A 12,185-nucleotide genomic window follows, 5' to 3' on the forward strand; every position below is an offset into this window, starting at 1 on the left:
CAGCGCCTGAATCTCTCCTATTCTCAATAGCTCCCTTCGGTTCCTGCAGACAGGAGACACGATCATGAGCCATGTAACCACGAAGGACGGCGTGCAGATTTTCTACAAGGACTGGGGCCCACGCGACGCGCCGGTCATTCACTTCCACCACGGCTGGCCGCTGAGCGCAGATGACTGGGATACCCAGATGCTGTTCTTCCTCGCCCAGGGCTACCGCGTGGTAGCCCACGACCGCCGTGGTCATGGCCGCTCCAGCCAGGTATGGGATGGCCACGACATGGACCACTACGCCGATGATGTGGCAGCCGTGGTTGCCCACCTGGGTATCCAGGGTGCCGTGCATGTCGGCCACTCCACCGGTGGTGGCGAGGTGGTGCGTTACATGGCCCGCTACCCTCAAGACAAGGTGGCCAAAGCCGTGCTGATCGCCGCCGTGCCGCCATTGATGGTGCAAACGCCCGACAACCCTGGCGGCCTGCCCAAGTCTGTGTTCGACGACTTCCAGGCCCAGGTCGCCAGCAGCCGTGCGCAGTTTTACCGGGATGTGCCAGCCGGGCCGTTCTACGGCTACAACCGCCCGGGCGTCGAAGCCAGCGAAGGTATCATCGCCAACTGGTGGCGCCAGGGCATGATCGGCAGCGCCAAGGCCCATTACGATGGCATCGTGGCGTTTTCCCAGACCGATTTCACCGAAGACCTCAAGGGCATAAACCAGCCGGTACTGGTGATGCATGGGGACGATGACCAGATCGTGCCGTATGAAAACTCCGGGGTGCTGTCGGCCAAGCTGCTGCCCAATGGGACGCTGAAAACCTACAAAGGCTACCCGCATGGCATGCCGACTACCCATGCCGATGTGATCAATGCGGATTTGCTGGCGTTTATCCGTAGCTGATGTGAACACCTGTAACGGCCCTTTCGCGGGTAAACCCGCTCCCACAGGTATAGAGCGCTGCCCTCAGGTTCTACGCTGAACCTGTGGGAGCGGGTTTACCCGCGAAGAGGCCGGCACTGGCAACACACCCCTCCCAGGATTACCATGTCACCCTTCTAGTGCGGCCCTTTGCCGCCCCTTGCCTCCCTGCCTGTCAAGACCCCCATGCCCTTCGAACTCACCGTAGAACCCTTAACCCTGCTGATCCTGGCGCTAGTCGCCTTCGTCGCCGGTTTCATCGATGCCATCGCCGGTGGCGGGGGCCTGCTCACCACCCCGGCCCTGCTCACCGCCGGCATGCCACCGCACCTGGTGCTGGGCACCAACAAGCTCAGTTCCACCTTCGGTTCGGCCACCGCAGGTTTCACCTACTACAAGCGCAAACTGTTCCACCCGGCGCAGTGGCGCCCGGCATTGTTCGCCACCTTGACCGGGGCTTTGCTCGGTGCGGTCATCGCCCACTACATGCCAGCCGAATGGTTGAACAAGATGCTGCCGGTGATCGTTTTCGCCTGTGGCATCTACCTGCTGTTCGGCGGCACACCCAAGGCGCCGCTGGATGCCGAGGCACCGATCAAGAAGAAGTGGCAAGTGCCGCAAGGCTTCACCCTGGGTTTCTACGACGGCGTGGCCGGCCCGGGCACCGGGGCGTTCTGGACGGTCAGCACCCTGCTGCTGTACCCCATCGACCTGGTCCGCGCCAGCGGCGTGGCGCGCAGCATGAACTTCGTCAGCAACATCGCGGCGCTGACGGTGTTCATCATTTCCGGGCAGGTGGATTACGTCGTCGGCCTGTGCATGGGCCTGTCGGTCATGGTCGGTGCCTTTTTTGGCGCACGCACGGCGATCAGTGGCGGGAGCAAATTCATCCGCCCGGTGTTCATCACCGTGGTGCTGGCGTTGACCGTGCGCCTAGCGTGGCAGCACTGGTTCGGGCAGGCCTAAACGGCGCGCAACGTGCAGGTCGATCAGATACCGGGCAATGGACCGCCCGGCTGGCAGCGGCGGCAGGTCGTGCACGCTGAACCACTGGGCATCCTCGATCTCGTCCGGCTGCATGACTATCTCGCCGCCGGCATATTCGGCATGGAAGCCCAGCATCATCGAATGCGGGAACGGCCAGCACTGGCTGCCGACGTACTGGATGTTCCGCACTTCCACTGCCACCTCTTCACGCACTTCGCGCACCAGGCAGTCTTCAGCCGACTCGCCGGGCTCGGCGAAGCCCGCCAGTGTGCTGTACACACCGGTGACAAAGCGCGGCGAACGCGCCAGCAAGATTTCATCACCACGGGTCACCAGCACGATCATGCTCGGCGAAATACGCGGGTAGCTGCGCAGGTCGCACCGCTGGCAGTACATCGCCCGCTCCCAACGGATTTGTGTCATCGCCTGGCCACAGCTACCGCAGAAACGGTGCTCGCGGGCCCAGGTGCCGATCTGCGCGGCATAACCCAGCACTTTGTAGGTATCGAAGTCGCCTTCGAGCATGAATGCCCGCAGGCCACGCCAGTGGCAACCGGGCACGTCGGTGGCGCTGCGCAGCTCCAGCAGGAACACCGGCTGGCCGTCAAAATGGCCGATGCCGTGCTCGCATAACACGTCGAGGTCCTGGCGTTTCAGCCAGTCGCGGGGGAACAGCGCGCCGTTGTCGTCCACCAGAAACCCTTCCGGGCTGCGGGCCACGGCCACGCCCCCGGTGATCTGCGGGTCGAGTACTGCAGTAGTCCAGCGTGCTGACATATCGGGGGTTCCTTGACTGCGCGTCCCCCGGCCCGATCAGTCGGCGAACGTCGGTTTCTGTTTGCTCATGTGCGCCGCCACGGCCACGCGCAGGTCTTCGGACTGCAGCATCGCGGCATTCCAGGTGGCGATGTAGTCCAGGCCATCGTCAATGCGATGGTCACGCATGTAGCTGAGCATTTCCTTGGTGCCGGCCACGGCGATCGGCGATTTTGCAGCAATCTCGCGGGCGATGGCAAAGACACCGTCCAGCAGTGCGGCCTGATCATCATAGACCCGGTTGACCAGGCCGATGCGCAGGGCCTCGTCGGCCGCAACGTTGCGCCCGGTGAAGGCCAGCTCACGCATGATGCCGTCGCCAATGATACGTGGCAAACGTTGCAGTGTGCCGACGTCGGCGGCCATGCCCATGTCGATTTCCTTGATCGAGAACTGCGCGTCGCTGCTGCAGTAGCGCATGTCGCACGCCGAGATAAGGTCGATGGCGCCGCCGATGCAGTAGCCCTGCACGGCCGCCAACACGGGTTTGCGGCATTTGTCCACGGCGGTGAACGAGGCTTGCAGGCGCTGGATGGTGCTACGCAGAAGGCGCGCATTGCGGCCCACGTCCTTGCCCATTTGCCCGGCCAGCGAAGCCAGCATCATCAGGTCGATGCCCGCGGAAAAATGCTTGCCGGCACCACTGATCACCACCGCCCGCACGGCATCGGTGTCGTCGATCCACTGGAAGATAGCGATGATTTCTTCCCAGAAGGCCGCGTTCATCGCGTTGACCTTTTCCGGGCGGTTGATCTGAACGTGGGCGATGTTGTCGGTCAGTTCAACCTTGAACGCACTGTACTCGGTCACGGGCGGCACTCCTGCGGGTGAAGGATTCATGGCGTGGATGGTAACCCAGCCCGATGGCCGTACTTGTGCCAAAAACGGGACTGCACGCCTTGCCTAAGAAGCGCTAATCCGGCACCGTGCGCCATCGCCGAATCATAAGGATACATATTCATGTCACGCTCCCTGACCGGCGCCCTCGCCCACGGTTTTCTGGGCCAGTCGCCGCTTTGGTACAAGGCGGTCATCTGCCTGTTCCTGGTGCTCAACCCGCTGCTGCTGGTTACCGTTGGCCCGGTTGCAGCCGGCTGGGCGCTGGTGCTCGAATTCATTTTCACCCTGGGCATGGCGCTGAAGTGCTACCCACTGATGCCTGGCGGCCTGTTGCTGATCGAAGCCTTGCTGTTGCAGATGACCACGCCACAGGCGCTGTACGAGGAACTGCAACACAACTTCCCGGTGATCCTGCTGCTGATGTTCATGGTCGCCGGCATCCATTTCATGAAGGAGCTGCTGCTGTTCCTGTTTTCGCGCATTTTGCTCGGGGTGCGCTCGAAGGCAGTTCTGGCGTTGCTGTTCTGCGTGCTGTCGGCGTTTCTGTCGGCGTTTCTCGATGCGCTGACCGTGACGGCGGTGATCATCAGCGCTGCGGTCGGCTTCTACTCCGTGTACCACCGCGTCGCGTCCGGCGCCAACCCGCGCGAGGAAAGCGCCCTGGACAACGACCAGCAGATCGCCCACCTGCACCGCGAAGACCTCGACCAGTTCCGCGACTTCCTGCGTAGCCTGCTGATGCACGGCACGGTGGGTACCGCCCTGGGTGGCGTGTGCACGCTGGTGGGCGAGCCACAGAACCTGCTGATCGGCCACGAGATGGGTTGGCACTTCGCCGATTTCTTCTTCAAGGTGGCACCTGTGTCGCTGCCAGTGCTGGGTGCCGGCCTGCTGACCTGTGTGCTGCTGGAAAAACTGCGCCTGTTCGGCTACGGCACCTTGATGCCCGAGCCGGTGCGCCGGGTGCTGGCCGCCTATGCGGCCGAAGACGACGCCGCACGTACCCAGGCCCAGCGCATCGCGCTGTGGGTGCAAGGGTTTGCGGCGCTGATATTGATCGTCTGCCTGGGGCTGCATGTGGCTGAAGTCGGCCTGATCGGCCTGATGGTGATCGTGCTGATCACGGCGTTTACCGGTATCACCGATGAACACCGGCTGGGCCGCGCCTTCCAGGACGCCATGCCATTCACCTCGTTGCTGGTGGTGTTCTTTGCCGTGGTCGCGGTGATTCACCAGCAGCAGCTGTTCAGCCCATTGATCAGCTGGGTGCTGACGCTGCCGGCCGAGCAGCAACCGGGCATGCTCTACCTGGCCAACGGTTTGCTGTCGGCAATCAGCGACAACGTGTTTGTCGCCACCATCTACATAACCGAAGTGAAGCAGGCGTTTCTCAATGGCGGCATGAGCCGCGAGCATTTCGAAACGCTGGCGGTGGCGATCAACACCGGCACCAACCTGCCCAGCGTGGCAACGCCGAATGGGCAGGCAGCGTTCCTGTTCCTGCTGACCTCGGCGATTGCGCCGCTGATCCGGCTATCGTATGGGCGGATGGTGTGGATGGCCTTGCCCTATACCGTGGTGATGGGTGGGCTGGGTTGGTGGGCGGTGACCTACTGGCTGTGAGATCGTCTGGTCGGCGCGAGGTTGCATCAGGGCCTCAAGGTGCATGCCTTTATGGTGGTGTCGCTTGTGAGATCGAGCGCCGCGCGGGCGGCGCTCGATCTCACGGTCGTAATGACTCTTGAGACATGCACCCCGCAGCCTTGATGCAATTTCAAGACATGCCCCACGCCCATACAACTTTTGCCCCGCGCAGGCATCGAAACACAGGTAAGCCCCTATCCGCTCCAAGGAGGTCAACCATGGCGCTGCGCACTACGCTGCTGCTTTCCTGCATGACCCTGGCGCTGCTCGGCTGCGCCGGCAACGATCAACCGGCACCGCCGCGCACCCAGCAGGTGGACCTGCAACGCTACCAGGGGACCTGGTATGAACTGGGCCGGCTGCCGATGTTCTTCCAGCGCAACTGCGTGCAGTCCGAGGCGCACTATGGCCTGCGCCCGGATGGCCGGATCGACGTAACCAACCGCTGCAAGGAAAAGGACGGCCAGTGGAACGAAGCCAAGGGCATCGCCGAGGCCCAGCAGCCGGGCAGCACCGACAAGCTGTGGGTGCGCTTCGACAACTGGTTCAGCCGCCTGGCACCAGGCCTGACCAAGGGCGAGTACTGGGTGCTGTATCACGACAAGGATTACCGGGTGGCGCTGGTGGGCCACCCCAACCGCGAGTACCTGTGGCTGCTTTCACGCACGCCTGCGGTCACCGACCAGCAGCGCGAGCAACTGCTGACCATCGCACGGGAGCAAGGTTATGACACCAGCAAGCTCATCTGGCGCCAGGGAGACTAGCAGGCCGTCGACGGCAGGCAGCAATGCGGCTAAGGTGTGCGCCCGTCATACCTCGAAGGAGCGAGCACATTGATCACCTGCCACGTCAAATACATCGTCGACCCTTTCCAGCTGCCTGCGTTCGAGGCCTATTCACGCCAATGGATAGGCCTCGTCACGCGCATGGGCGGCCAGCATCACGGCTACTTCCTGCCTGCTGAAGGCGCTAACAACATCGCGTACTGCCTGTTCAGCTTCCCCAGCCTGGCGGCCTACGAGCAGTACCGCAGGCAGGCCGAAACCGACCCGGAATGCATCGCTGCAGTAGCCACAGCTACAGAGCAACGCTTCATCCTCAGCTACGAGCGCAGCTTCCTGAAACCGCTGCTGGGCTGAATCAAGGAGGTTGCACATGGACCTGCTGTTCCTGGGCACCTGCGCCGGGGTGCCCACCAAGGCACGCAATGTCAGCGCCACGGCGGTGATCGAAGCCAGTGGCAGCGGCTGGTACCTGGTCGACTGCGGCGAAGGCACCCAGCACCAGCTGCTGCGCACCCCGCTGTCGATCCGCGACCTGCGCGCCATTTTCATCACCCACGTGCACGGCGATCATTGCTTCGGCCTGCCCGGCCTGCTGGCCAGTGCCGGCATGAGCGGGCGTACCCAACCGCTGGAGCTGATCCTGCCGGCTGCACTGCATGACTGGGTACGCCAGGGCCTGGTAGCCAGCGACACCTTCCTGCCGTTCGAACTGCGCCTGCTGGCTGTGGAAGAGTTGGTCGAATGGCGCAACGATACTCTGCAAGTGACCACCGTTCAGCTGTCACACCGCGTGCCGAGCGTCGGGTTCGTGTTCACCGAACTCAACCCCGAACCGCGCCTGGACATCCCCCGCCTGGAAGCCGAAGGCATACCGCGTGGCCCGCTGTGGGGCGAGCTGGCCAAGGGTTTGACGGTACAGCATGGCGAGCAGTTGCTGAACGGCAACGACTACCTGCGCCCTTCCCGGCCACCGCGGCGGGTGATCGTCTGCGGCGACAACGATACCCCCGAGCTGCTGGCCGACGCTGCCCAAGGCGCGGATGTGCTGGTGCACGAAGCCACGTTCACCCAGGCCGTGGTCGAACGCACCGGGGTCACCTTCGGCCACAGTACCGCGGCGGCGGTGGCGCGCTTTGCCGAAAGCGCAGGCGTGCGCAACCTGGTGCTGACGCACTTCAGCGCCCGTTACCAGAACGACCCGCGGCGCAGCCCGAATATCGACAACGTGCGTGACGAAGCCCTCGCCCACTACCACGGGCACCTGACCTTGGCGCAGGACCTGCAGCGCTATCACATGGGCCGGGACGGCTGTCTTGAGCTGACACCATCTGCGTGGTGAGCGGCAGATCGCGGCGTTTCTGGCGAGCCTTTCATTGCCTGTTCCGGCCTGATCGCCGGCAAGCCAGCTCCCACCGGGGTATCACAGGGCCTGAGGGCGGCGCTGTACCTGTGGGAGCTGGCTTGCCGGCGATAGGGCCAGTGCAAGCAACATCTCTGGCTATGCCGCCAACCGCCCGCTGGCAATAGCCTCCGACGCCGACAGCATCGCCCGCAGCAACACTGCGCAGCCCGCCGCCAGGTCATCGGGCGTGGCGTTCTCGATTTCGTTGTGGCTGATGCCGTTTTCGCAGGGCACGAAAATCATCCCCGCTGGCCCCAGTTCGGCCAGGAAGATCGCGTCATGCCCCGCGCCACTGACAATGTCCATGTGCGGCAACCCCAGCGCCTGCGCCGAGGCGCGCACGGCATCGACACAGCCTTTGTCGAAGTACAACGCCGGGAAGTCGGCCGTAGGCACCAGTTCGTGGCTCAAGCCATGCTTGGCACAGGTTGCCTCGATCACCCCGCGCACCTCGGCGATCATCGCATTCAGTTGCTCGCCCTCCAGGTGGCGGAAGTCCAAGGTCATGCGCACCTCACCCGGGATCACGTTACGCGAGCCTGGATACGCCTGCAGGCAACCCACAGTGCCACAGGCATGGGGCTGGTGGCCGAGGGCGGTACGGTTGACCGCCTCCACCACGGCGGCAGCGCCGACCAGGGCGTCCTTGCGCAGGTGCATGGGTGTCGGCCCCGCGTGGGCTTCAACGCCGCGCAGGGTCAGGTCGAACCACTTCTGCCCCAGCGCCCCGAGCACCACGCCGATGGTCTTGGCCTGGTCCTCAAGGATCGGGCCCTGTTCGATATGGGCCTCGAAATAGGCCCCAACCGGGTGGCCCAGCACCGCGCGCGTGCCGGCATAGCCGATAGCGTTCAAGGCTTCGCCCACGCTGACGCCCTGGGCATCACGCTTGGCCAGGGTTTCCTCCAGGGTGAACTTGCCGGCGAACACCCCTGAACCCATCATGCACGGTGCAAAGCGCGAGCCTTCTTCGTTGGTCCACACCACCACTTCCAGCGGCGCTTCGGTTTCCACACCCAGGTCGTTCAGCGTACGGATCACCTCCAGCCCTGCCATCACCCCGAAGCAGCCATCGAACTTGCCGCCCGTGGGCTGGGTGTCGATATGGCTGCCGGTCATTACCGGGGGCAGCTTGGGGTTACGCCCCGGGCGGCGGGCGAAGATGTTGCCGACGGCGTCGATGCTGACCGTACAACCGGCAGCCTCGCACCACTGCACGAACAGGTCGCGGGCCTGGCAGTCGAGGTCGGTCAGGGCCAGGCGGCAGACGCCGCCCTTGGCGGTGGCACCGAGCCGGGCCAGGTCCATCAGCGATTGCCACAGGCGGTTGCTGTCGACATGCCGAGCGGTGGTCTTGAGGATCTCTTTGACTGGGGTCACGGGTTTCTCCTTCAGGCTTTTTTTGTTGTCGCTGCGGGCCGCTTCGCGGGCGAACCCGCGCCCACAGGCAAACTGGCGAAGACGTAGTACAGCGCGCCGCCCAGCAGCGAGCCGGTAAACCAGCCGTAGTCGTAGAACCAGCTGAAACTGCTGTTGCCAATCGCCATTACCGTCAGCGCCACCGGCAAGGCAAAGGCCGCAAACCCGGGCCAGTTCCACGCCGGGTACACGTCGTCGCGGTACAACCCGGCCAGGTCCAGCTGCTGCCGACGGATCAGGAAGTAGTCCACCACCATGATCCCGGCAATCGGCCCGAGCAGGCTGGAATAGCCCAGCAGCCAGTTGGAATACACGCTCTCCAGGCTCAGGTCGGAAACGATCAGGCCCAACTTCTTCAGCAGCTCATGGCCCATCAGCGCCAGGCCGATAAAGCCGGTCAGCCATACCGCGCGGCTGCGCCCGATCAGGCGTGGGGCGATGTTCTGGAAGTCGTTGGTCGGCGACACGATGTTCGCCGCCGTGTTGGTCGACAGTGTGGCAATCACGATCAGCGCCATGGCCAAGGCCACCCAGAACGGGCTGTGGATCCTGCCGATCAGGCTGACCGGGTCGGACACCGTCTCGCCCACCAGCGACGCCGAGGCGGCGGTCAGCACCACACCCAGCGAAGCGAACAGGAACATGGTCAGCGGCAGGCCAAAGATCTGCCCGAGAATCTGGTCCTTCTGGCTGCGGGCGTAGCGGCTGAAGTCCGGGATATTCAGCGACAAGGTGGCCCAGAAGCCGACCATGGCAGTGAGCCCGGCGCAGAAGTAACTGACCACGCTCGCCCCTTCCGGGCGTTTAGGCGGTTGCGCCAGCAGCTCGGTCATCGACATGTGCGGCAACGCCCAGAACAGCAGGCCGACGCCCACCGCCACCAGCAGCGGTGCCGAGAGCGTTTCCAGCCACTTGATCGACTCGGCGCCGCGCAGCACCACCCACAGGTTCAGGCACCAGAAGATCATGAACCCAATCACCTCGCCAGTACCGGCCAAGGCCTTCCAGCCATCGAACACCGAGCCAAGGAACAGGTGAATGGCCAGCCCGCCGAACATGGTCTGGATGCCAAACCAGCCACAGGCAACCACAGCGCGGATCAGGCACGGTACGTTGGAGCCGAGGATGCCGAACGACGAACGCAGCAGCACCGGGAACGGGATGCCGTACTTGGTCCCGGGGAAGGCGTTGAGGGTAAGCGGGATCAGCACGATCACGTTGGCCAGCAGGATCGCCAGCAGCGCTTCGCCAACACTGAGGCCGAAGTAGGCGGTGAGCACACCGCCCAGGGTGTAGGTGGGTACGCAGATGGACATGCCCACCCACAAGGCGGTGATGTGCCATTTGTTCCAGGTGCGCTGGTGCACCTTGGTCGGTGCGATGTCGTGGTTGTAGCGCGGGCTGTCGAGAACATCGCTGCCCTCGGACAACTCGAACAGGCCATCCTGCTCGACCACTTCCGATCTGCTCTGTTGCATGGGCCCTTCTCCAGATTTTCTTTTAGTTGTTTGCTCATCGGGCTAATTCGATGGCCGGAGTACACACGCGTATTTGTGCTTAGAAATCTTGACCAGAATTCCATCTTGTCAAGTCAGTCAACAATCCCTGAAAGGCCCGAAGTCAGCGGGTCATTAAAAATTAATCCTTAAATATCAGATGGTTAAAAACCACAAAAATTATAGGAAAATTTTCTTGATGAATTCCAGATCAGCATCTAGCCTCGAATCTTGTCAGGCCTGACAGGATTAACCGCCCTGCCTGCCCTGCACCCGAAACAATTCCAAGAACCGGCCCAGACCGGTCAGCCTGCGAGGAAAACGGCATGTCCCTGTTGATCCGTGGCGCCACCGTGGTCACCCACGAAGAGAGTTACCCCGCCGATGTCCTGTGTGCCGATGGCCTGATCCGTGCCATCGGGCAAAACCTCGAACCGCCCACCGACTGCGAGATCCTCGACGGCAGCGGCCAGTACCTGATGCCCGGCGGCATCGACCCACATACCCACATGCAGTTGCCCTTCATGGGCACCGTGGCCAGCGAGGATTTCTTCAGCGGCACCGCTGCGGGCCTGGCCGGCGGCACCACGTCGATCATCGATTTCGTCATCCCCAACCCGCAGCAGTCGCTGCTGGAGGCCTTCCACACCTGGCGCGGCTGGGCGCAAAAGAGCGCCAGCGACTACGGCTTCCATGTGGCCATCACCTGGTGGAGCGAGCAGGTAGCTGAGGAGATGGGCGAACTGGTGACCAAGCATGGGGTGAACAGCTTCAAGCACTTCATGGCCTACAAGAATGCGATCATGGCCGCCGACGACACCTTGGTGGCCAGCTTCGAGCGTTGCCTGCAACTGGGTGCGGTGCCCACCGTGCATGCCGAGAACGGCGAGCTGGTGTACCACCTGCAGAAAAAACTGCTGGCCCAGGGCCTGACCGGGCCAGAGGCACACCCGCTTTCGCGCCCTTCGCAAGTGGAAGGTGAAGCGGCCAGCCGCGCCATCCGCATTGCCGAAACCATTGGTACGCCGCTGTATGTGGTGCACATTTCCAGCCGTGAAGCGCTGGATGAAATCACCTATGCACGGGCCAAGGGCCAGCCGGTTTACGGCGAAGTGTTGCCCGGGCACCTGCTGCTGGACGACAGCGTCTACCGTGACCCGGACTGGGCCACTGCCGCCGGCTACGTGATGAGCCCGCCGTTTCGCCCGCGTGAACACCAGGAGGCGCTGTGGCGCGGCTTGCAGTCGGGCAACCTGCACACCACGGCCACCGACCACTGCTGCTTCTGCGCCGAGCAGAAAGCCATGGGCCGCGACGACTTCAGCCGCATCCCCAACGGCACCGCCGGCATCGAAGACCGCATGGCGGTGCTGTGGGATGCCGGGGTTAACAGCGGGCGCCTGTCGATGCACGAGTTCGTTGCGCTGACCTCTACCAACACCGCGAAAATCTTCAACCTGTTCCCGCGCAAGGGCGCCATCCGCGTGGGTGCCGACGCCGACCTGGTGCTGTGGGACCCGCAGGGCACCCGCACCATCTCGGCCCAGACCCACCACCAGCGGGTGGACTTCAACATCTTCGAAGGGCGCACTGTACGCGGGGTCCCCAGCCACACCATCAGCCAGGGCAAGGTGCTCTGGGCCGATGGCGACCTGCGCGCCGAGGCCGGTGCGGGGCGGTATGTGGAACGGCCGGCGTATCCGTCGGTGTATGAGGTGCTGGGGCGACGCGCCGAACAGCAGCGCCCGACGCCCGTTCAGCGCTGAGGCCATCGGGGCTGCTGCGCAGCCCATCGCCGGCAAGCCAGCTCCCACCTGGGCCGCGCAACTCTCAAGCCCTGTGGGATTCCTGTGGGAGCTGGCTTGCCGGCGATTGGGGCGCAC

The 12,185-nt window shown here is 63.5% G+C and carries 11 protein-coding genes; 7 read left to right on the top strand and 4 right to left on the bottom strand.

What is annotated here, in order from left to right; translation table 11 throughout:
* Positions 1-64 precede the first annotated feature (64 nt).
* Entirely contained in the window at positions 65-895 is an 831-nt protein-coding gene (locus JOY50_RS06620; RefSeq protein WP_132841808.1) for an alpha/beta fold hydrolase, read from the top strand.
* 204 nt (positions 896-1,099) lie between these two features.
* Complete coding sequence (locus JOY50_RS06625) at positions 1,100-1,879, top strand: TSUP family transporter (protein ID WP_063422616.1); 780 nt, start codon at positions 1,100-1,102, stop codon at positions 1,877-1,879.
* On the opposite strand, the gene nudC is transcribed toward JOY50_RS06625, so the two are convergent.
* Entirely contained in the window at positions 1,847-2,677 is an 831-nt protein-coding gene (gene nudC, locus JOY50_RS06630) for an NAD(+) diphosphatase (RefSeq protein ID WP_243054964.1), read from the bottom strand. The two genes, JOY50_RS06625 and nudC, sit on opposite strands and share 33 nt — an antisense overlap.
* 36 nt (positions 2,678-2,713) lie before the next feature.
* On the bottom strand, positions 2,714-3,526 hold the full coding sequence (locus JOY50_RS06635; protein ID WP_132841813.1) for a crotonase/enoyl-CoA hydratase family protein: 813 nt from the start codon (positions 3,524-3,526) through the stop codon (positions 2,714-2,716).
* A 150-nt stretch (positions 3,527-3,676) separates the two neighbouring features.
* On the opposite strand from JOY50_RS06635, the gene nhaB reads away from it, so the two are divergent.
* The 4 genes from nhaB to JOY50_RS06655 all read left to right on the top strand — a co-directional run bounded on the left by nhaB (position 3,677) and on the right by JOY50_RS06655 (position 7,324).
* Entirely contained in the window at positions 3,677-5,179 is a 1,503-nt protein-coding gene (gene nhaB / locus JOY50_RS06640) for a sodium/proton antiporter NhaB (protein WP_243054965.1), read from the top strand.
* A gap of 239 nt (positions 5,180-5,418) precedes the next feature.
* Complete coding sequence (locus JOY50_RS06645) at positions 5,419-5,964, top strand: lipocalin family protein (protein WP_016488141.1); 546 nt, start codon at positions 5,419-5,421, stop codon at positions 5,962-5,964.
* A 69-nt stretch (positions 5,965-6,033) separates the two neighbouring features.
* Positions 6,034-6,339 carry an NIPSNAP family protein gene (locus JOY50_RS06650; protein WP_063422611.1) on the top strand — a complete coding sequence of 102 codons (306 nt, stop codon included), beginning with the start codon at positions 6,034-6,036 and terminating at the stop codon, positions 6,337-6,339.
* Positions 6,340-6,355: 16 nt separating this feature from the next.
* Positions 6,356-7,324, top strand: a complete 969-nt coding sequence (locus JOY50_RS06655; protein WP_138736041.1) for a ribonuclease Z — start codon at positions 6,356-6,358, stop codon at positions 7,322-7,324.
* A 159-nt stretch (positions 7,325-7,483) separates the two neighbouring features.
* On the opposite strand, the gene JOY50_RS06660 is transcribed toward JOY50_RS06655, so the two are convergent.
* Together JOY50_RS06660 and JOY50_RS06665 are read right to left on the bottom strand one after the other, a co-directional pair.
* Entirely contained in the window at positions 7,484-8,767 is a 1,284-nt protein-coding gene (locus JOY50_RS06660) for a Zn-dependent hydrolase (RefSeq protein ID WP_243054966.1), read from the bottom strand.
* Positions 8,768-8,778: 11 nt separating this feature from the next.
* Positions 8,779-10,284: an NCS1 family nucleobase:cation symporter-1 gene (locus tag JOY50_RS06665; protein WP_138736040.1), complete on the bottom strand. Its 1,506-nt coding sequence runs from the start codon at positions 10,282-10,284 to the stop codon at positions 8,779-8,781.
* Between the two features lie 344 nt (positions 10,285-10,628).
* Here JOY50_RS06665 and hydA point away from each other — a divergent pair, with 344 nt between their 5' ends.
* Positions 10,629-12,068 (top strand): dihydropyrimidinase, encoded by a 1,440-nt coding sequence (gene hydA / locus JOY50_RS06670; protein ID WP_138736039.1) that lies wholly within the window; start codon positions 10,629-10,631, stop codon positions 12,066-12,068.
* Positions 12,069-12,185 lie beyond the last annotated feature (117 nt).

This window comes from Pseudomonas sp. BP01 (genome assembly GCF_022760795.1).
Taxonomy (GTDB): Bacteria; Pseudomonadota; Gammaproteobacteria; order Pseudomonadales; family Pseudomonadaceae; genus Aquipseudomonas; species Aquipseudomonas putida_Q.

Excerpts from the sequence above, each read along its gene's own strand:
- JOY50_RS06620 (WP_132841808.1), top strand. The coding sequence starts at position 65 with ATGAGCCATGTAACCACGAAGGACGGCGTGCAGATTTTCTACAAGGAC.
- JOY50_RS06625 (WP_063422616.1), top strand. The coding sequence starts at position 1,100 with ATGCCCTTCGAACTCACCGTAGAACCCTTAACCCTGCTGATCCTGGCG.
- nudC (WP_243054964.1), bottom strand. The coding sequence starts at position 2,677 with ATGTCAGCACGCTGGACTACTGCAGTACTCGACCCGCAGATCACCGGG.
- nhaB (WP_243054965.1), top strand. The coding sequence starts at position 3,677 with ATGTCACGCTCCCTGACCGGCGCCCTCGCCCACGGTTTTCTGGGCCAG.
- JOY50_RS06645 (WP_016488141.1), top strand. The coding sequence starts at position 5,419 with ATGGCGCTGCGCACTACGCTGCTGCTTTCCTGCATGACCCTGGCGCTG.
- JOY50_RS06655 (WP_138736041.1), top strand. The coding sequence starts at position 6,356 with ATGGACCTGCTGTTCCTGGGCACCTGCGCCGGGGTGCCCACCAAGGCA.
- JOY50_RS06665 (WP_138736040.1), bottom strand. The coding sequence starts at position 10,284 with ATGCAACAGAGCAGATCGGAAGTGGTCGAGCAGGATGGCCTGTTCGAG.
- hydA (WP_138736039.1), top strand. The coding sequence starts at position 10,629 with ATGTCCCTGTTGATCCGTGGCGCCACCGTGGTCACCCACGAAGAGAGT.